At 42.3% G+C, this 19,485-nt stretch carries 18 protein-coding genes, 1 tRNA gene and 1 pseudogene; 1 reads left to right on the top strand and 19 read right to left on the bottom strand.

The window, feature by feature from the left end; all coding sequences use genetic code 11:
• Position 1: 1 nt before the first annotated feature.
• The 14 genes from nuoG to rlmE all read right to left on the bottom strand — a co-directional run bounded on the left by nuoG (position 2) and on the right by rlmE (position 13,163).
• Complete coding sequence (gene nuoG / locus EP181_RS04380; protein ID WP_127470575.1) at positions 2-2,116, bottom strand: NADH-quinone oxidoreductase subunit NuoG; 2,115 nt, start codon at positions 2,114-2,116, stop codon at positions 2-4.
• Between the two features lie 87 nt (positions 2,117-2,203).
• Positions 2,204-3,484, bottom strand: coding sequence for an NADH-quinone oxidoreductase subunit NuoF (gene nuoF, locus EP181_RS04375; protein ID WP_127470574.1), 1,281 nt, complete (start codon positions 3,482-3,484; stop codon positions 2,204-2,206).
• 6 nt (positions 3,485-3,490) lie between these two features.
• Positions 3,491-3,994 (bottom strand): NADH-quinone oxidoreductase subunit NuoE family protein, encoded by a 504-nt coding sequence (locus tag EP181_RS04370; protein ID WP_127470573.1) that lies wholly within the window; start codon positions 3,992-3,994, stop codon positions 3,491-3,493.
• Positions 3,991-5,244, bottom strand: coding sequence for an NADH-quinone oxidoreductase subunit D (locus tag EP181_RS04365; RefSeq protein WP_127470572.1), 1,254 nt, complete (start codon positions 5,242-5,244; stop codon positions 3,991-3,993). The genes EP181_RS04370 and EP181_RS04365 overlap by 4 nt, the downstream gene beginning before the upstream one ends.
• A gap of 12 nt (positions 5,245-5,256) precedes the next feature.
• Positions 5,257-5,928 carry an NADH-quinone oxidoreductase subunit C gene (locus EP181_RS04360; protein WP_127470571.1) on the bottom strand — a complete coding sequence of 224 codons (672 nt, stop codon included), beginning with the start codon at positions 5,926-5,928 and terminating at the stop codon, positions 5,257-5,259.
• Between the two features lie 35 nt (positions 5,929-5,963).
• Complete coding sequence (locus EP181_RS04355) at positions 5,964-6,440, bottom strand: NuoB/complex I 20 kDa subunit family protein (protein ID WP_019555923.1); 477 nt, start codon at positions 6,438-6,440, stop codon at positions 5,964-5,966.
• Positions 6,431-6,787, bottom strand: a complete 357-nt coding sequence (locus tag EP181_RS04350) for an NADH-quinone oxidoreductase subunit A (RefSeq protein ID WP_127470570.1) — start codon at positions 6,785-6,787, stop codon at positions 6,431-6,433. Before EP181_RS04350 ends, EP181_RS04355 begins: the two co-directional genes overlap by 10 nt.
• Before the next feature lie 58 nt (positions 6,788-6,845).
• Positions 6,846-6,930, bottom strand: a tRNA-Leu gene (locus tag EP181_RS04345).
• Positions 6,931-6,999: 69 nt separating this feature from the next.
• The gene (gene secG / locus EP181_RS04340) at positions 7,000-7,317 is read right to left on the bottom strand and encodes a preprotein translocase subunit SecG (RefSeq protein WP_127470569.1); all 318 of its coding nucleotides are present in this window, start codon (positions 7,315-7,317) and stop codon (positions 7,000-7,002) included.
• Positions 7,317-8,072 (bottom strand): triose-phosphate isomerase, encoded by a 756-nt coding sequence (gene tpiA / locus EP181_RS04335; protein ID WP_127470568.1) that lies wholly within the window; start codon positions 8,070-8,072, stop codon positions 7,317-7,319. Before tpiA ends, secG begins: the two co-directional genes overlap by 1 nt.
• Before the next feature lie 68 nt (positions 8,073-8,140).
• A complete protein-coding gene (gene glmM / locus EP181_RS04330; protein WP_127470567.1) occupies positions 8,141-9,475 on the bottom strand; it encodes a phosphoglucosamine mutase in 1,335 nt (444 codons plus the stop codon).
• A 32-nt stretch (positions 9,476-9,507) separates the two neighbouring features.
• Positions 9,508-10,341, bottom strand: a complete 834-nt coding sequence (gene folP / locus EP181_RS04325; protein ID WP_127470566.1) for a dihydropteroate synthase — start codon at positions 10,339-10,341, stop codon at positions 9,508-9,510.
• Between the two features lie 65 nt (positions 10,342-10,406).
• Complete coding sequence (ftsH, locus tag EP181_RS04320; protein ID WP_232023514.1) at positions 10,407-12,359, bottom strand: ATP-dependent zinc metalloprotease FtsH; 1,953 nt, start codon at positions 12,357-12,359, stop codon at positions 10,407-10,409.
• 186 nt (positions 12,360-12,545) lie between these two features.
• Entirely contained in the window at positions 12,546-13,163 is a 618-nt protein-coding gene (rlmE, locus tag EP181_RS04315) for a 23S rRNA (uridine(2552)-2'-O)-methyltransferase RlmE (protein WP_127470565.1), read from the bottom strand.
• A gap of 310 nt (positions 13,164-13,473) precedes the next feature.
• Here rlmE and EP181_RS04310 point away from each other — a divergent pair, with 310 nt between their 5' ends.
• Positions 13,474-13,710: a YhbY family RNA-binding protein gene (locus EP181_RS04310; RefSeq protein ID WP_172959690.1), complete on the top strand. Its 237-nt coding sequence runs from the start codon at positions 13,474-13,476 to the stop codon at positions 13,708-13,710.
• Positions 13,711-13,757: 47 nt separating this feature from the next.
• Here EP181_RS04310 and EP181_RS04305 read toward each other — a convergent pair whose 3' ends face one another.
• The 5 genes and pseudogenes from EP181_RS04305 to accD form a co-directional block, all read right to left on the bottom strand.
• The gene (locus EP181_RS04305) at positions 13,758-14,936 is read right to left on the bottom strand and encodes an O-succinylhomoserine sulfhydrylase (protein ID WP_127470564.1); all 1,179 of its coding nucleotides are present in this window, start codon (positions 14,934-14,936) and stop codon (positions 13,758-13,760) included.
• 75 nt (positions 14,937-15,011) lie between these two features.
• Positions 15,012-16,529 carry an amidophosphoribosyltransferase gene (gene purF, locus EP181_RS04300; protein WP_127470563.1) on the bottom strand — a complete coding sequence of 506 codons (1,518 nt, stop codon included), beginning with the start codon at positions 16,527-16,529 and terminating at the stop codon, positions 15,012-15,014.
• Between the two features lie 72 nt (positions 16,530-16,601).
• The gene (locus EP181_RS04295) at positions 16,602-17,144 is read right to left on the bottom strand and encodes an SPOR domain-containing protein (RefSeq protein WP_127470562.1); all 543 of its coding nucleotides are present in this window, start codon (positions 17,142-17,144) and stop codon (positions 16,602-16,604) included.
• Positions 17,137-18,585, bottom strand: coding sequence for a bifunctional folylpolyglutamate synthase/dihydrofolate synthase (locus tag EP181_RS04290; protein ID WP_127470561.1), 1,449 nt, complete (start codon positions 18,583-18,585; stop codon positions 17,137-17,139). Before EP181_RS04290 ends, EP181_RS04295 begins: the two co-directional genes overlap by 8 nt.
• Before the next feature lie 37 nt (positions 18,586-18,622).
• A pseudogene (accD, locus tag EP181_RS04285) lies at positions 18,623-19,476 on the bottom strand (acetyl-CoA carboxylase, carboxyltransferase subunit beta).
• Positions 19,477-19,485 lie beyond the last annotated feature (9 nt).

Here is a 19,485-nt window from a genome sequence, read left to right as displayed (position 1 = left end):
ATTAACCTCTCTCCATTGTGGCAAAATTTGCGTCCGGGGTGGCTTGTAAAGAAGCCGCTCTACGCACTAATGAATCAATGGCATACGGCGAAACACGCTGCACGATTGCATCATTATTTTGCATAGGCAAAATACAAATTGCCTTTGAAAAATCAACTTGAGTTGCTACATTATCTAGCACTTCGCGTAACACTTCATTGGTGTGCGTATACTCAAAACCGTCTACATTCAATACATTAGCAAAGACTCTCAACACTTTCCAAGCGGCCTTTGCATCACCTTTTGGTTCAACAGACATCTTAAATGATTGCTTTAGTCCATTTGCGTTAACAAACGTACCAGCGGTTTCTGCAAAAGTAGCAATAGGAAGCAGTACGTTGGCATAATCACGCTGTGCTGCACTGTCAAAAGCGGTTAAATTAATGACAAACTGCGCTTTTTGCATTGCGGCAAGGGCTAAATTTCCTTGTGTAAAGTCAGATTCTGGCTCAATGTTCAAATTAATAAAGCCTTTCATTTCAGCTTGTATCATTTGCATGCTGTTTAAACCATTGCGCGGAACAAAGCGTACTAAATGCGCACCTACCTCATTGGCACTCATTGGCAAAATACTCAAGGATGATTGAGTTTCCGTTGCAATAATAGCCGCCAACTTTTGAATCACTGTGTAATCGGTGTGAGATTGTGCCAACTGCCCCAAAAATAAAGCCGATTGTTCTGACTGTTTTAAATTTTCGACCATCTTAATATGTTGATCTGTTGGTTGAATGGTATTTAACCAGGCCTGGTCAGTCTTGTTATTTAATCCTAGTGCAGCTTTGGCAAGCCCAGACAGTTCTTTAATCATGCCTAATTCGGAATGCGTATTGGCGAGTTTATAGTTATAATCTAAAGACTCTGGATTAACAACAAAAGCCTTAGCACCATTTAAAACCGCTTTTCGCACACGATGATTTAGGATTGGCAACTCTTTTCTTAAATAAGTTCCCACCATTAATACTGAGTTTAAAGTCTCAACCTCGGCCAAAGAAATGGTTAACGTAGGTTGATTGAAACCTAATGCGTCTAAACTAAAGTCAGATTGTCTATGACGATGATCAAGATTTTCTATTCCCAGTCCACGAGCCAGCTTTTGTAATAAATGCAATTCTTCTAATGTCGAATTAGCTCCCGCTAAAACACCAATATCGTTGACCGACTCAGCTATTAAACCCTGTAATCCCTCTGCCGCAAACTGCAAAGCCGTTTCCCAATCAACCACATTCCAAAAACCATTTTGCTTAATCATTGGTTGAGTTAAACGCTGTTCGGAATTAATAGCCTCATAAGAAAAACGGTCGCGATCTGACAACCAAACTTCATTTATTGCTTCATTTTCGCGCGGCACGACACGTTTAACTTCATTATTTTTTGAATGAATAATAATATGTGAACCTATGGAATCGTGTGGTGCTATTGCGTTGTGAGCTTTTAACTCCCAAGAACGCGCGGTGTAGCGAAATGGCTTTGAGGTTAAAGCACCTACAGGACACAAATCAATCATATTGCCTGACATTTCAGAATCAATCGACTTTTCAATGTATGTACCTATCTCCATCCACTCGCTTCGACCTGTTGCACCCAATTCCATCATTCCGGCAATTTCTTGGCCAAAACGAACACAACGTGTGCAATGAATACAACGAGTCATTTCGGTTTTGATTAGCGAGCCGGTATTGCGATCACTAACCACACGCTTTGCCTCATGGTAGCGAGATACATCATCACCATAATCCATAGACACATCTTGCAACTCACACTCACCGCCTTGGTCGCAAATAGGGCAATCCAAAGGATGGTTGATCAACAAAAATTCCATTACTGATTTTTGTGCAGCGATTGCCTTGGCTGATTTGGTATGAACTTTCATGCCGTCTGTAACAGGTGTAGCACAAGCAGGCAATGCCTTCCATGCGCCCTCTACTTCTACTAAACACATACGGCAGTTGGCAGCAATAGAAAGCTTTTTGTGATAGCAGAAACGGGGAATAGAAATGTGTGCACCGTCAGCAACATCAATCAACATGTCACCTTCATGCGCTTCAATAACCTGACCGTTTATCTCAACTTTTACCATAATTCTCTGACCCAAGGTTTCAAATAATTCAATTTACAAATCAACTAACATCATTGATTTACTTAAATTTATTACGAATAAATAGTATTAATTACGATCGTAAATACTGCAACCGTGCTCAATGTAATGTCTAAACTCATGCTCATAATGCTGTAATGCACTGCTTAAACCAATGGTTGCCGCATCTCCTAAACCACAAATAACATTACCCATAATTTTTCCGGATACGTCTTTTAGGGCTGCAATATCTTCTGGGCGTCCTTTACCTTCGCGAATTCGCTTTAGCACTCGGTACAACCAGCCGGTACCTTCTCTGCATGGCGTGCATTGTCCACATGACTCATCCCAATAAAAGTGACTTAGGTTTTCCATTACCTGCACAATATCAGTGCGATCGTCCATAACAATCATTGATCCAGCGCCTAAAAATGAGCCTGCCTTAGCAATAGAGTCGTAGTCCATATTCATGGCCAAGGCTTTTTCGGCCGGCAGTATCGCCGTTGAGGCACCACCAGGAATTACAGCCTTTAATTGACGACCTTTCCAAACGCCGCCAGCCAGTTCCAGTAAATCTTTAAAAGGCGTACCCATTCTTACTTCAAAGTTACCTGGATTATTGACATGACCAGACACAGAATAACACTTAGTACCACCTGCATTATTTACGCCTAGTGCATTAAACCACTCACCACCTTTGGCTAAAATCATTGGAATCGATGCCAAAGTTTCAGTGTTATTAATGGTGGTAGGCCGTCCGTATAAACCATAGCTTGCTGGAAAAGGTGGTTTAAAACGGGGTTGGCCTTTTTTCCCTTCAATGGATTCTATTAATGCTGTTTCTTCACCACAAATATAAGCGCCTGCACCCAGATGAGTAAATAAATCAAAATCGTAACCGGAACCTAAAATATTTTTTCCAAGCAAGCCCGCTTCACGCGCTTGATTGACCGCGTTATCAAAACGTTTGTACGGTTCCCAAAACTCACCACGAATATAGTTATAACCGGCACTGGCACCAATTACATAACCAGCGATCATCATCCCTTCAACTAAAGCGTGAGGGTTGTAGCGCAATATATCGCGATCTTTGCAGGTTCCAGGCTCACCTTCGTCTGAGTTACAGACGATGTATTTTTGACCCGGTGCAAAGCGATTCATAAAACTCCACTTTAGACCTGTTGGAAATCCAGCACCTCCACGACCACGTATATTTGAGGCTTTAACCTCTTCAATAATTTCATTTGGTTCTAGCTCACCGGCCAATACTTTTTTCCAAACTTCGTAACCACCATTGGCGATATAAACATCAATATCCCAAGAATTTTCAAGATGGTTTAGGCGAAAACAGTTTTCATTTTGATGAACCATACTAACTTACTCCAAACTGTCAAGAATTTGATCTACAGAGACTTCTGTTAGATTTTCGTAGTAATGTTTACCAATTTGCATCATTGGAGCACCCGCACAAGCCCCTAAACATTCAACTTTTTTAATTGAAAAGCGACCATCAGCAGATACTTCACCAGGTTTAATGCCCAACTTATTTTCCATGTGTGACAAAATGTCAGCGTTGCCTCGCAACATACAAGAGATACTGTTACACAAACAAATTTTATGTTTACCGACAGGAGCATGTTCGTAGTTGCCATAAAACGTAGCTACTTCATAGACAGCAATAGGTGTCATGTCTAGATATACAGCAACTTGATCCATTAAATCAGTGGTTAAATAACCGTTATGTACTTCTTGTACAATTCTTAAGGCTGGCATACACGCAGATTGACGCTGATCTTGTGGATAATTAGCTATCCAACGATCAATGCGGTTTTTTACATCGCCTTGAATAAAATTAGCAGTATTGTTTTCTAATGAACTCATCGATCCACCTCTCCAAATACAATATCTTGCGTTCCAATAATTGACACCACATCAGCAATCATGTGGCCCTTAACCATCTCATCTAACGACGCTAAATGCGCAAAACCAGGCGCTCTTACTTTCATTCTGTAGGGCTTATTAGCGCCATCTGAAACCATATAGATACCAAACTCACCTTTTGGATGCTCTACCGCTGAATACACCTCACCTTCAGGCACACTATATCCTTCAGTAAATAATTTAAAGTGGTGAATTAACGCCTCCATATTAGACTTGGCATCTTCACGTGATGGCGGTGCGACCTTGTTGTCATCCGACATAACGGAACCTGGGTTAACTTTAAGCCAATCCACGCACTGTTTAATAATTTTATTGGATTCGCGCATTTCGGCAATACGAACCAAATATCGGTCGTAGCAATCGCCTGTTACACCCACTGGGATGTCAAACTTCATACGATCATAGACTTCGTAAGGTTGTTTTTTGCGTAAATCCCAGGCAATCCCTGAACCTCTTAACATAGGACCAGTAAAGCCCAGTTGTAAAGCGCGCTCAGGAGAAACAATACCAATATCGACCGTTCTTTGTTTCCAAATACGATTATCCGTTAACAGCGTTTCATACTCATCAATGTAACCTGGAAAACGTTGTGTAAATGCTTCAATAAAATCAAGCAAGCTACCTTCACGAGTCTCATTTAACTGATTAAGATTTTTACCAGAATGCCACTTAGACTTAGAATACTTGGCCATGGTATCTGGAAGATCACGATATACGCCGCCAGGACGGTAATAAGTTGCGTGCATCCTTGCACCCGAAACGGCTTCGTAGCAATCCATAAGATCTTCACGCTCGCGAAAAGCGTATAAAAACACCGTCATAGCACCAATATCAAGTGCATGCGCTCCGAGCCACATTAAATGGTTTAAAACACGTGTAATTTCATCGAACATAACTCGAATATACTGAGCTCGCTCAGGAACTTCTAATGCCAGCATTTTTTCAATAGCCATAACATAAGCATGTTCATTTGCCATCATTGAAACGTAATCTAAACGATCCATGTAACCAATAGATTGGTTGTAAGGCTTGTATTCAACTAATTTTTCGGTACCGCGATGCAATAAACCAATATGTGGATCTGAACGCACAATCGTTTCACCATCCAACTCAAGTACTAAACGCAATACACCATGCGCCGACGGATGCTGGGGGCCAAAGTTTAAAGTATAGTTACGAATTTCTGGCATAACGGTTCCCTATTAAACGTTTTTAAACGATTTTTGACGAATAACACGTGGCACATTTACACGATTCTCAATGGAAACAGGCTCATAGATAACACGTCCTTTTTCAGCATCGTAACGCATTTCAACATGCCCAATCAGAGGAAAGTCTTTACGTAAAGGATGCCCAATAAAACCGTAATCTGTCAAAATGCGCCTTAAATCAGGATGTCCATTAAACAAAATACCAAACAAATCAAAAGCCTCACGCTCAAACCAATTAGCGCAATTCCAAACCTCTATTACACTGTCTACCATTGGCATTTGGGTATTGCTTGGATAGACTTTAACTCGAATCCTTAGATTGTGCTGGATTGACAACAAGTGATAGACCACAGCAAAACGTCTTTCCATATCAATAGATTGCGTCATATCATCTTCTGCAAAATCAAAAACACCGCGACTAAAACCGCTATTGGGGGCTTTAAAGGTTTCCCAATTAGCTTGGCCATAATCTAAATAATCAACACCGCACAAATCCATTAACTGCTCAAAACCTAACGCTGTTTTAAGCAATGACAAACCCTCTAATGCATTGGATGGCAATAACTCAATGGTTAGTTCATCTAATGCAATATTAAGAGCAACAATGCGCTCACCTAATATTTTTTGAACATTATTTTGTAAATCTAGTATAGATTTTTTCATATTTAGCCACTTTGATTATGTTCTAAGAAGCGGAATTAACGCGCGATGGTATTGGTGCGCTTAATCTTATTTTGTAGTTGAATGATTCCATATAAAAGAGCTTCGGCAGTAGGAGGACATCCAGGAACATAAACATCAACTGGAACAATTCGATCACAACCACGAACTACAGAATAGGAGTAATGATAATAACCACCCCCATTTGCACACGAACCCATAGATATAACCCAACGAGGCTCGGCCATTTGGTCATAAACCTTACGCAAAGCAGGAGCCATTTTATTAACCAGCGTACCTGCTACCACCATAACATCTGACTGTCTTGGACTAGGTCGAAAAATAATACCAAAACGGTCTAAATCATAGCGTGAAGCACCTGCATGCATCATCTCTACTGCGCAACATGCCAAACCAAAGGTCATAGGCCATAGCGATCCAGTTCTTGCCCAGTTAATCAACTTATCTGCAGAAGTTGTGACAATCCCTTCTTTTAAAACGCCCTCTACTCCCATTCTAGCGCCCCTTTTCTCCACTCGTAAATAAACCCAACGACTAAAATAATCAAGAATATTGCCATGGAAAATAAGCCAAAAGAACCAATTTCATCCAAAGCAATGGCCCATGGAAACAAAAATGCAATTTCAAGGTCAAAAATAATGAACAAAATAGCCACCAAGTAAAAACGGACGTCAAATTTCATACGAGCATCTTCAAATGCTTCAAATCCGCATTCGTAGGGTGAGTTTTTTTCTGAATCAGGCTTTTGTGGACCTAGCAAATAGCCAAGTAAGATAGGGCCTACTCCAAAAAGTATACCTAGTACAATAAAAACCAGAATGGGAAGATAATTTTCTAGCATTGGTTTTAGACCTCATCTAGCAATTTAAATTACTACCGCAAAGCAGTAGCTCAGTGTATGGTGCCGATGGCGGGACTCGAACCCGCACAGCTTACGCCACTACCCCCTCAAGATAGCGTGTCTACCAATTCCACCACATCGGCTTTTTGTATAACTTAGCGTATAACTACATCAAGCAAATCAAACGATAACAAGCTCAACGCACGCATATTTTAGTTTGGTACCACCGGTGTATTAACATCTTTAGGTGCTTCAATTTTAGCAGCCTCTTTGGCCACACTCTGATAACCTTTTGCTTGCTGACTACCAATGTACGCCAATGTTAAACTAGTAATAAAGAATACCGTGGCAACAACGGCCGTCATTCTTGATAAAAAGGTAGCTGATCCACCGCTGCCGAATACCGATTGCGAAGACCCACCACCACCAAAATTAGCGCCGGCGTCAGCACCTTTTCCGTGCTGAATAAGCACTAAAACAATCAATAAAAACGCAATTATTAAATGTATTACCAATACGATCTGAAACATTAAGCACCCGCTGCTTTACAAATAGCCATAAAATCATCCGCATTTAAGGATGCTCCGCCAATCAAGCCGCCATCAATATCGGCTTGTCCAAATAATTCAACCGCATTATCCGGCTTGACGCTTCCGCCGTACTGAATAATGACTTTTTGTGCAACCTCAGAACTTAAACTGGCCAATTTGCCACGAATAAACGCATGCACTTCCTGCGCCTGTTCAGGAGAAGCGGTTACACCGGTACCAATAGCCCAGACAGGCTCATAAGCAATAACAATTTTTTCAAATGATTCAATGCCAACCAAATCAAGAACGGCATCTAATTGACCAGAAATAATGCTTTGCATTACGCCGGACTGCCTTTCTTGTAAAGTTTCACCCACGCATAAAATAGGTGTTACACCTGCTTGCAATGCCACCTTAACTTTCACAGCCACCAGTGCATTGCTTTCGCCAAAAATGGCTCGGCGTTCAGAATGACCAATAATCACATATTGACAACCCAAATCTTTTAGCATCTCAACCGAATGTTCGCCAGTAAAAGCCCCCTGAACCGGCTCTTGGGCGACATTTTGAGCACCAACTTTAATACTAGGATTTAACAATTGAGACACATAATCAATGTAAATAGCCGGAGGACATACTGTGACATCAACACCACTAACCTGCTCAACTTTAGCATTTAAACCAGCGATTAATTCTTTAATACTAGCCTTTGAACCATGCATTTTCCAGTTCCCAGCGACAAATGGTTTTCTCATTCGTTATTCTCCAACACAAAAGTCCGGCAATATTAGCGTTTTCTTTTGATAAATACAATATTGCAATTTTATGAAAATTCTGAAGTAACCACGCTTACTAGCCTTTCCGCTACTTTTTCTACCTGCTCTTTATCAGCACCTTCTACCATTACTCTAATCAGCGGTTCTGTGCCAGAGGCTCTAATTAATACTCTACCTCTATCTAGCAACTCGGACTCAACTTCGATAATAGCTTGTTTTAAAACAACATTATCACTTACACCATGATTATTTAGGACTCGTACATTCTTTAGAACCTGCGGATACACCTCAACCTCTGCGGTCATTTCCATTAAAGACTTTTGCTTATCTACCATAGCGCTTAATACTTGCAATGCCGCAACTATTCCATCACCTGTTGTCGTTTTATTTAAACACAGCACGTGTCCAGATGCTTCAGCCCCATAACACCAATTGTTTTCTACTAGTTTTTCCATAACGTAGCGATCACCAACTGCCGAACGTACAAACGCGATACCTTTTTTATTAAGAGCAAGCTCAACACCTAAATTACTCATAACCGTACCTACCACTCCCTCAACAGGACTGGAACTATGAGTGGCTAAAATATATAAAATTAAATCACCATCAACAACATTACCCAATGAGTCAATCATGATAACCCGATCACCATCGCCATCAAAGGCAATGCCTAAATGAGCTTTCTCACTCAATACCAGGGCTTGTAACGCCTTAACGTCGGTAGCGCCGCAATGTTGGTTAATATTAATACCGTTGGGCTGTACCCCCATAGTGACTACTTGCGCACCCAATTCAGTAAACACATGTGGCGCTATGTGATAGGTCGCCCCATGAGAACAGTCAATCGCTATTTTATACCCATCTAACTTAACGCGACCCGTATAAGTGCTTTTACAAAACTCGATGTAGCGCCCTGCCGCATCCTCAATACGCTTGGCTTTGCCCAAGTTTTCAGACAACACCACATCCATCTCTTCCTCAAAGGCAAGTTCAACAGCATGCTCTATGTCATCACTGATTTTTTTGCCCGTGGATGAAAAAAATTTTATCCCATTATCGTAATGCGGATTGTGCGACGCACTGATAACAATGCCCGCGTCAGCATGAAACGTTTGGGTTAAATACGCTACCGCAGGAGTAGGCATAGGACCAAGCAACATAACATCAATACCTGCCGCAATAAACCCAGCCTCGAGTGCAGATTCAAACATATAACCCGAAATGCGGGTATCCTTACCAATCATCACCTTGGTTTCACCACGTGCCCGCATGACTTTTCCTGTTGCCCAGCCTAACTTTAAGATTTGATCAGGCTTGATCATTCCTTGACCAACACGATTACGAATACCGTCAGTACCAAAATATTTTTTCTCTTTATTCATTACTCTTTGACCTATCTCATCGGTTTATATTATTAAAGTAGAGCCAACGTTACACGCAAAGCCTCAACAGTAGGCTTAACATCGTGTACACGCAATATTTTGGCACCTTTTAATGTTGCTAACATGGCGGCTGCTACACTTCCAACCATACGATCCTCAACCGGTACATCGCCAAGTAACTGCCCAATCATACTCTTACGTGACACCCCCACCAATACAGGATATGGTAGATTTACAAAATGGTCTAAATGCTCAAATAATGCCAAATTATGCTCAAGGGTTTTACCAAATCCATACCCTGGGTCTAATACAATATTATCTGCGTTTATTCCAGCATGCTCGCAGGCTTTAGCACGCTTGAGTAAAAACTCAGTCACATCATCTACCACATTATGATACTGCGGTTTGTTTTGCATATCCGTAAAACCACCCTGCTTATGCATTAAACAAACTGAAACACCGGTTTGGGCAACCAATTCAGCGGCACCCAAGTCTTGCAGCGCATTTACATCATTTACTATTTTTGAGCCAGCTGCAATTGCCGCTCGCATTACCGCTGTTTTATAAGTGTCAACCGACACAGGGACGTCAAAATTAGCTGTTATAAACTCGATAACAGGCATAACACGATCAAGCTCCTCCTGCACACTGACTGGCTGAGCTCCTGGGCGAGTAGATTCACCGCCCACATCGATAATATCAGCCCCATCCTTAATCATGGCTTCAACCTGAGCTTGCATTTTATTTTGCACAGTAAACTTACCGCCATCCGAAAACGAATCTGGAGTGGCATTAAAAATACCCATAACCAATGGAGCACCATGTTCGTCTGCAAACTTCTGATTTATTAATGCAACTATGCTCATCGATGCTTCTCTTTATTTATCCAAAAAAAAACCCCGAATAAACGGGGTCTTATCATTATAAAACCTTAGTGAAGCTTGGGCTCACCTTGATCTGGTGCTGATTGATCACCACTTAAGTCATCTGCAACTGTTTCAATATTATTGGTAGCCGCAGGTTCATCATTAGAAGGCTTGCTTACATCATCTACCGCCCCCCACTCACGTGGTTCTCCTGGTGGCTTACCTTCCATTATATTTTTAATTTGCTGCGCATCAATGGTTTCATATTGCATCAGAGCGTCCGTCATAATCTCTAATTTATCCGCATGCTCTTTTAAAATATCGGTAGCACGTTGATAATTACGATCAATTAAGTTACGAATCTCTTTATCAATCTCTTTTGAGACTTCATCAGATACATTGGCATTACGCGATGTACCCATAAAACTGCCATTATCGTCTTCTTCATACATCAACGGCCCAAGATTGTCTGACAACCCCCACTTAGTCACCATATTGCGAGCAATACTCGTGGCACGCTCAATATCGTTGCTAGCACCGGTTGTCACTGCGTCTTTTCCAAAAATAAGTTCTTCAGCAATTCGACCACCATACAAACTCGACAACTGACTTTCGAGCTTACGCTTACTGTAGCTATAAGAGTCTTCTTCTGGCAAATACATGGTGACACCCAATGCTCTACCACGTGGCATAATACTTACTTTGTATACTGGATCATGTTCCGGAACAATAAAACCAACAATAGCGTGACCGGCTTCATGATAGGCCGTCATACGACGCTCTTTTTCATTCATAACCATACTCTTACGCTCTACACCCATAAGAATTTTATCTTTAGCCATTTCAAAATGCTTTTGCGTCACCAATTTATCATTACTACGCGCCGCAAACAATGCTGCTTCATTAACCAAATTCGCCAAATCCGCTCCTGAAAATCCAGGCGTTCCTCGAGCAATGTACGAAGGATTTACATCCTCACCCACAGGAACTTTACGCATATGCACTTTCAAAATTTGTTCACGCCCACGAATATCTGGCAAACCAACCGTCACCTGACGATCAAAACGACCTGGACGTAATAATGCTTTATCCAAAACATCTGCACGGTTAGTAGCGGCAATGACAATCACACCCTCATTGCCCTCAAAACCGTCCATTTCAACCAAAAGCTGGTTTAAAGTTTGCTCACGCTCATCATTACCGCCGCCCATTCCGGTTCCACGACTACGACCAACGGCATCAATCTCATCTATAAAGATGATGCACGGCGCATGCGCTTTAGCTTGCTCAAACATATCGCGAACACGTGAAGCGCCTACACCTACAAACATTTCAACAAAATCTGAACCTGAAATAGTAAAGAACGGTACCTTGGCCTCACCCGCAATCGCTTTGGCTAATAAAGTTTTACCGGTTCCTGGAGGGCCCACCATTAAAACACCACGTGGAATTGTGCCACCCAGGTTTTGATATTTACTAGGGTCTTTTAAAAAATCTACAATTTCGCCAACTTCTTGCTTGGCTTCATCCGCACCGGCCACATCGTCTAGCGTGACTTTAACTTGGTCATCAGTCAGCATTCTTGCCTTGCTTTTACCAAAAGACATGGGACCGCCCTTGCCCCCCATACCTCCGCCCATAGAGCGCATAAAGAATATCCACACTCCAATCAGCAGTAACATAGGAAACCAAGAGATAAAAATCTGCATTAACACGCCTTGTTGCTCAGCGGCTTGCGCACTCACCTTTACCTTGTTGTCGAGTAAGTCACCCATCAACCCTGGATCACCTGGGTTATAGGTAGTAAAGCTGTCGCCGCTTAGGTAAACGCCCCGAATGGTGGCACCCTCAATGGATACTTTACTGACTTGACCTTGATGAACTTGATCAATAAATTCCGAATAGTCTAAACGACTAGAAGCCGCCTGATTTTGGCCACTAAAATGATTGAACACCGACATCAAAATCATGGCGACGACTGTCCAAACCAATACATTTTTTAACATATCATTTTTCATTGGTTATCCTTGTCAAATTCACAAATGTTTACTGAACAATATTGCCACAAACAATTTAATTTAATCTTAATCTGCTTTTAACGTAATAGCTAAATACTTTACCACAAAACAATTATAAGAAATTCTTATACCCAGCTTATTTTGTTAATCTACCAGGCCTGGTTAAGTCTTTAAACCATTATGCCGTTACTTTTTACCACGTGCCAATAGATAAATTTCTTTGCTTCTTGGCCGTGACGCTTTGGGTTTTCGGGTGATGACTTTTTGGTATTTATCTTTTAGTGTCAATAAAAGTTGATCATAACCTTCACCCTGAAACACCTTCATGAGTAAATCGCCATTGCGTTTTAGCACCTGATCGGCCAACTCAACCGACAATTCAACTAAATACATGGCACGTGGAATATCCACTCCTTTATTACCGCTCATATTGGGTGCCATATCCGACATCACCACATCGACTTCTCGACCATCTAACGCACTTAACAACTGGTTATAAACCGCTTCATCCTGAAAATCACCCTGAATAAACGTCACGCCAGCAAACGGTTCTACTGGCAATAAATCTAATGCAAACACTTCACCGGCCGAGCCAGTCTTGTGAGCCGTCCACTGTGACCAACCGCCCGGTGCCGCACCCAAATCCACCACGCACATGCTTGGTTTAAAGAGTTTGTCTTTTTCATCAATCTCTTGCAATTTATAAACTGCCCTAGAGCGCCAACCTTCTTGCTTTGCTTTTAACACGTAAGGGTCGTCAAAATGCTCTTTTAACCAACCTGCACTGGATTTACTTCTCGCCATAGTTTTATTTCTACTACAATAGTCAAAGAGACCTTTGCACGAGTGGATGTACGGCCAAAAATGGTTAAAATTTGCCTGCTTTTCGTTGGAAAACTTGTGAATAGCTAGCTATTCACTGTGTTTCCCGCCTCAATCAGGAAAATTTTTCCTCATTTTTTTCTCGTACCCCTCTCGTGCAAAGGTCTCTCAAAGTTTTTACACTTTAGTTAAATTTATAATAATCACGATTGGAATTTTCAATGCGCCAACCCGAAAAACTCTCTAACAACCAAAAAAATACCTTAAAGGCATCGCTCACGGCCTAAACCCAATGATTATGATTGGCGCCAACGGTGTTACCGACAGCGTCATGGCTGAGCTGGACAGTACTTTAACGCACCATGAACTGCTTAAAATCAAAATTGCGTCGAACGACCGCATTGAACGTGCAGCAACGGTTGAACACATTGTTCAGCAAACTGGGGCGTTACTGGTGCAAACAATTGGTAAAACCTGCGTAATTTATCGTCAAAACGAAGAAACAGAACTTCCATTGCCTAAAAAGTAACCTTCACTAAACCCATTCTAATAATTGGGTTTAGTGTGTTTACACGCTTAAATCAACTTATCTAAACCGCGCGCCAAATCTTTTTTAATGTCTTCAATGGCTTCCAAACCGACCGAAACACGCACTAAATTTTCGGTAATGCCAGCTTTTAAACGTGCTTCTGGTTCAACCCTAACGTGCGTTGTGGTGGCAGGATGAGTAATGCTGGTTTTAACGTCGCCTAAATTAGCGGTAATGGACAACATTTGCGTGTCATCAATTACCGACCAAGCCGCGGCTCGATCGCCTTTTATTTTAAAACTCACCAAACCACCGCCAGCAGATTGCTGAACACACGCCAACGCGTATTGTGGATGAGTGACCAGGCCTGGGTAATAGACTTGCTCAACCGCCGGGTGTTCTGACAACCATTGCGCCAGCAATAATGCATTCTGGCAGTGCGCCGCCATTCTAACCGGCAACGTTTCGAGACCTTTTAAAAAAATCCACGCATTAAAAGGACTCATTGACGGTCCAGCAGTGCGCATAAAACCGCGAACGTGTTCATCCACCAACTCTAACGAACCGACTACCGCTCCACCAATGCCGCGTCCTTGACCGTCTAAAAATTTAGTGGCCGAATGGATTACGATGTCTGCCCCCTGCTCTAATGGGCGTTGCAAAACCGGTGTGCAAAAGCAGTTATCCACAATAAGCCAGCAATCATGCTGTTTGGCTAACGCGCTGATGGCGGCTAAATCGGCAATTTCGGTTAAGGGATTGGACGGCGTTTCTAAAAAGAACGCTTTGGTATTGGGCTGAACCGCATCCTGCCATTGGCCAATATCGGTTTGCGAAACAAAAGTCACTTGCAGACCAAACTTTGCCAAGTATTTGGTAAAAAGCACTTTAGTAGTTCCAAAGACACTTTGCGAGCACACAACGTGATCATCTGACTGACACAACGCCATAAAGGTAGACAAAATTGCGGCCATGCCCGATGCCGTTCCCACACACGCTTCACCGCCCTCCATAAGCGCCAAGCGATTTTCAAACGCTCTAACGGTTGGGTTGGTAAAACGTGAATAGACATTGCCTTTTTCTTCACCGCTAAACCGCGCCGCCGCTTGAGCGGCCGAATGATAACGAAAACTCGATGTCGGAAAAATTGCCTCGCTGTTTTCTTGCTCGGCAGTTTGATCATAACCTGCTCGAATCGCTAAGGTTTCTATTTCAAAATCGTTCATGCTGTTACTCTTTAAAATAAGTGCTAAAGGTTTTGTGGCCTAAAATAGCAAAGAACTTATCAAGCTATAAATCGCTTAATTACCGTTATGTAAACCAACGGTCTCTTTACTAATTTCGTTTTTAACGCTCTGTGCGCTGTCATTACGTGCTGTGTCTAGCGATGCCAAATATTCAGGCGTAATGTCGCCAGTTGCATAAATACCACTAAAGCACGAGGTATCAAACATTTTGACTTTGGAGTTGCCAAAGGTGACCGCATCAACCAAGTCTTCTAGGTCTTGATAAATTAACTTATCAGCACCAATAAACTCAGCCACTTCGTCGGTGGTTTTATTGTTGGCTACTAACTCCGAGGCCGATGGCATATCAATGCCGTATACGTAGGGATAACGCACAGCCGGTGCGGCAGATGCAAAATAGACTTTTTTAGCGCCCGCTTCACGTGCCATTTGAACAATTTCACCCGAAGTAGTGCCACGGACAATCGAATCATCTACCAATAAAACGTTTTTACCTTCAAACTCTAAATCAATAGGATTTAGCTTTTGACGTACCGATTTTTTACGCAAATGTTGGCCTGGCATGATAAAAGTGCGGCCAATATAGCGGTTTTTCATAAAGCCTTCACGATAGGGCTTGCCCAATTTAGCCGCCAATTCTAGAGCCGAAGTCCGGCTGGTATCAGGAATAGGCATTACCACATCAATGTCATTATCAGGCCACTCACGCTGAATTTTTTCAGCCAATTTTTCACCCATGCGTAAACGTGATTTATAAACAGAAATATTGTCTATCATGGAATCTGGACGAGCAAAGTAAACAAACTCAAAAATGCACGGTGTCATAACTGGGTTTTCGGCACACTGCTCGTAAAATATTTGACCATTTTCGGTCATCACTACGGCTTCGCCTGGCGCTAAGTCTTTTTCTATTTTAAAGCCGAGGCTAACCAATGCCACACTTTCAGAGGCTACCATGTAATCGGTTCCAAACTCGGTTTGTCGCTTTCCAACCACAATTGGGCGCAATGCAAAAGGATCACGAAACGCAAACACGCCCAAACCAGGAATAATCCCCACAGCGGCATAACCACCCCTGGCACGCTTGTGCACACCTTTAACAGCGTTAAAGACATCGTTGTAATCAATAGCCAATTTCTTTTGCTGCATTAACTCATGTGCAAACACATTTAATAACACTTCTGAATCAGAGTTGGTGTTTAAATGGCGTAAATCTTGTTGAAACAACTCTTCACTCAGTTCATCGGCGTTGGTTAAATTACCGTTATGCCCCATTGCAATTCCGTAAGGAGAGTTTACATAGAACGGCTGTGATTCGGCACTTGATGATGAACCCGCCGTTGGATAACGCACATGACCTATTCCCATATTGCCGTATAAGTCACGCATGTGACGCGTTCTAAACACGTCTTTTACCATGCCGTTGGCTTTGCGTTGAAAAAACCGGCCATTTTCACAGGTCACAATGCCTGCAGCATCTTGTCCACGATGCTGCAATACAGTTAACGCATCATAAATTTCTTGATTGACTGCTGTTTGACTTACTGAAACAATCCCAACGATCCCGCACATCTTTGCACACTCTCTTTTTAAAATAAAAGTAACCCCTATTAAAGGAGCCTATCGCCCAAATAAGCGCGGATCTTAACGAAACTCAACGACTTGAGATTTCGTCCCTAATAACTTATCCAATTTAATTCGATCCGCTTCGGCCTTATTTTTTGAGTCATAAGGCCCTGTTCGTACCGAATACACTTTACTTTTTTCAAAATACTTAATGGCCACCTTATAGTTGGCTTTTAATTCTGCCTCTAACGCTTTAGCCTGAACCGAACTAGGATAAGACGATACTCGCACAATCCATTGACTTTTTGCAGACAAACTTGGCGGCGCTTGCGCCGAATCGGTGTTATTTGGAGTAGTTTGCAAACCTTTATCGACTGCATTAGTAGTCGCGCTGATGGTTGACTCAACTATCTTATTAAGTTGTGGCTCTTCAATATTTTGATCTTTTGGTGACAAGGTGTACGCTTGGTCAACAATAGGCCGTGTAGACTGCTCTACTTCTTGTTGGTGCCCAACGGGTGAGAAATTAACCGGGTTACTGTACCAAGTAGGCACAATCAACACCAATAATCCCAGCCAAATAGTGGCACCCATTAGTCGATATTTACTGACCTCATCCATCCATTTTGCCCAGAAGCCTCAAGGCTGCATACGTTTGAGATACGGTAAAAAATGACCCCCAAACTACCACATCAGATAAATTTTGGCTCAACACCTGCTTTACTGCATCACTAATCGATGTGCATGTCACAATATTTTTATTATCAACACCCGCTTGATGAAGCCAATTGACAATATCAGCCGTCTGGCTAGCGCGTGCTATGGCTAAATCGGCCACATACCAGGTTTGAATATGCGGAGCCATAACGGCAATCATTGGCAATGCATCTTTATCTGCCAGCACCGAAAAAATAGCCACACGTTGTGCAGGATGTGGTGCAGAACTCAATTGAGTTGAGCACATTTTAGAATTTAAAGTATTTAAAGAATTTAACCAGGCCTGGTGAGTTGCAGAAGCATCTACTGCAGTATCGGTTAAATCGTTTACTGAAGCGTCTGTTATATTAGCCAAAAAGACGGCCAAAGCCTGAGCAGATTGTGGATTATGTGCAACATCAATCAACCAATTAGCTTGACCGACTTTAAGTGACTGCAAGCGCCCCGGATGTTTAACCCTTTGCAAACCGAGCCTAATAGACGCTTCGCTCACCGGCAAACGGGCACCAAACAGCTGTAATAGCGCTACAACACCTGCGGCGTTAGCGAGCTGAAAAGCACCTTTTAACGCAGGCATTGGTAAATTAATGAGAGTAGATTCAGAATAGTTTTTGGTATCAAAAAACGAATCTGCTGTTATAAATGACCAGGCCTGGTCATTTAATGTAAAACTAAAATCTTGATTGAGTTGCTTTAACGCAACATCGTGCTTTTTGGCGTAGAGAGCTAAACTTTCAGGGGGCTTAGGATCAGAACAAACCGCCAACTTGCCAGTTCTCATAATGCCAGCTTTCTCGGTGGCAATCACACTGCGATCACTGCCCAGCCAATCAATATGATCAATATCAATGGCTGTTATTAATGCACCATCAGCGTCCACCAGGTTTACGGCATCTAAACGACCACCCAAGCCCACTTCCAGCACCACCACATCCAATGCCATATCCTTAAAAATGACTAAAGCGGCCAATGTGGCAAACTCAAAATAGGTAAGCTTAACACCCTGTCTAGCCGCTTCTATTCTTACAAACGCATCTACAATTTTTTTGTCGCTGACACATTGGCCATTGACCTGAATACGTTCGTTAAACCGTTCAATGTGCGGTGAGGTGTAAGCACCGACTTGATAACCCGCCGCACTTAAAATAGACACGGCGATAGCAACGCTAGAACCTTTTCCGTTGGTGCCCGCTACGCTTATAACCAAAGGTGCTGGTTTGTTAATTTGCATGCACAGCGCGACTTTTTTAACCCGCTCAATGCCCAAATCAATCTCATTAGCGTGTAAATTGAGTAACCACTCAATCCATTGCGACAAACTCGATTGATGCGTTGGTTTATTCATAAGCCTTCTTTTTTAAAAATACTCAAAAAAACACGCATTACGCCGGCTTTTTCATTAACATTTTACAAATAGCCGACAGTTCATTACGTAACTCATGGCGATGTACAATTCGGTCAATCGCACCGTGATCTAATAAAACTCACTGCGTTGAAACCCTTCTGGCAATTTTTCACGAACAGTTTGTTCAATCACTCGCGGCCCGGCAAAGCCAATTAAGGCTTTTGGCTCGGCAATATTCAAATCACCTAACATCGCAAAACTTGCCGATACGCCACCCATTGTTGGATCGGTTAATACCGAAATATAGGGTAATCCTTTAGCACGTAAACGCCCCAAGGCTGCACTGGTTTTTGCCATTTGCATTAATGAAAACAGTGCTTCTTGCATGCGCGCACCGCCACTGGCCGAAAAGCAAATAAACGGACAATTAAGTTCCATCGCTTTATTAACAGCACGTACAAACTTTTCACCCACAACTGACCCCATTGAGCCACCCATAAAGTCAAAATCAAAGGCCGCTACAACCACTTCAAGGCCATTTATTTTACCCACCTCTGTAATAAGCGCATCTTTTTCACCGGTGTCTTTTTGCGCGGCTGACAATCGATCTTTGTAACGTTTAATGTCTTTAAATTTAAGTGCGTCGACCGGTGTCACATTTGCCGAAATTTCGTGATGCGAACCTTCATCAAAAAACACCGCTAAGCGTTTGCGACCAAACAAGCGCATATGATGATCACATTTTGGGCAAACTTCTTGGTTACGCGACACTTCGGAGCGATACAAGGTACTCTCGCATTTTGGGCATTTAGTCCACAAACCTTCTGGTACCGACTTGGTGCGATCAGTCACACGTTTAATGCTGGGTAAAATCTTTTCAAACCAGTTCATTACAACTCC

Source organism: Thiomicrorhabdus aquaedulcis (assembly GCF_004001325.1).
GTDB lineage: Bacteria > Pseudomonadota > Gammaproteobacteria > Thiomicrospirales > Thiomicrospiraceae > Thiomicrorhabdus > Thiomicrorhabdus aquaedulcis.
Note: the sequence above shows the minus strand (reverse complement) of the source record. Positions and strands in the feature narration are given on the sequence as shown.

What these genes read in the sequence shown, in the direction of transcription:
- nuoG (WP_127470575.1), bottom strand. Translation starts at nt 2,116, where the DNA reads ATGGTAAAAGTTGAGATAAACGGTCAGGTTATTGAAGCGCATGAAGGT.
- nuoF (WP_127470574.1), bottom strand. Translation starts at nt 3,484, where the DNA reads ATGGTTCATCAAAATGAAAACTGTTTTCGCCTAAACCATCTTGAAAAT.
- EP181_RS04370 (WP_127470573.1), bottom strand. Translation starts at nt 3,994, where the DNA reads ATGAGTTCATTAGAAAACAATACTGCTAATTTTATTCAAGGCGATGTA.
- EP181_RS04365 (WP_127470572.1), bottom strand. Translation starts at nt 5,244, where the DNA reads ATGCCAGAAATTCGTAACTATACTTTAAACTTTGGCCCCCAGCATCCG.
- EP181_RS04360 (WP_127470571.1), bottom strand. Translation starts at nt 5,928, where the DNA reads ATGAAAAAATCTATACTAGATTTACAAAATAATGTTCAAAAAATATTA.
- EP181_RS04355 (WP_019555923.1), bottom strand. Translation starts at nt 6,440, where the DNA reads ATGGGAGTAGAGGGCGTTTTAAAAGAAGGGATTGTCACAACTTCTGCA.
- EP181_RS04350 (WP_127470570.1), bottom strand. Translation starts at nt 6,787, where the DNA reads ATGCTAGAAAATTATCTTCCCATTCTGGTTTTTATTGTACTAGGTATA.
- secG (WP_127470569.1), bottom strand. Translation starts at nt 7,317, where the DNA reads ATGTTTCAGATCGTATTGGTAATACATTTAATAATTGCGTTTTTATTG.
- tpiA (WP_127470568.1), bottom strand. Translation starts at nt 8,072, where the DNA reads ATGAGAAAACCATTTGTCGCTGGGAACTGGAAAATGCATGGTTCAAAG.
- glmM (WP_127470567.1), bottom strand. Translation starts at nt 9,475, where the DNA reads ATGAATAAAGAGAAAAAATATTTTGGTACTGACGGTATTCGTAATCGT.
- folP (WP_127470566.1), bottom strand. Translation starts at nt 10,341, where the DNA reads ATGAGCATAGTTGCATTAATAAATCAGAAGTTTGCAGACGAACATGGT.
- ftsH (WP_232023514.1), bottom strand. Translation starts at nt 12,359, where the DNA reads ATGAAAAATGATATGTTAAAAAATGTATTGGTTTGGACAGTCGTCGCC.
- rlmE (WP_127470565.1), bottom strand. Translation starts at nt 13,163, where the DNA reads ATGGCGAGAAGTAAATCCAGTGCAGGTTGGTTAAAAGAGCATTTTGAC.
- EP181_RS04310 (WP_172959690.1), top strand. Translation starts at nt 13,474, where the DNA reads ATGATTATGATTGGCGCCAACGGTGTTACCGACAGCGTCATGGCTGAG.
- EP181_RS04305 (WP_127470564.1), bottom strand. Translation starts at nt 14,936, where the DNA reads ATGAACGATTTTGAAATAGAAACCTTAGCGATTCGAGCAGGTTATGAT.
- purF (WP_127470563.1), bottom strand. Translation starts at nt 16,529, where the DNA reads ATGTGCGGGATCGTTGGGATTGTTTCAGTAAGTCAAACAGCAGTCAAT.
- EP181_RS04295 (WP_127470562.1), bottom strand. Translation starts at nt 17,144, where the DNA reads ATGGATGAGGTCAGTAAATATCGACTAATGGGTGCCACTATTTGGCTG.
- EP181_RS04290 (WP_127470561.1), bottom strand. Translation starts at nt 18,585, where the DNA reads ATGAATAAACCAACGCATCAATCGAGTTTGTCGCAATGGATTGAGTGG.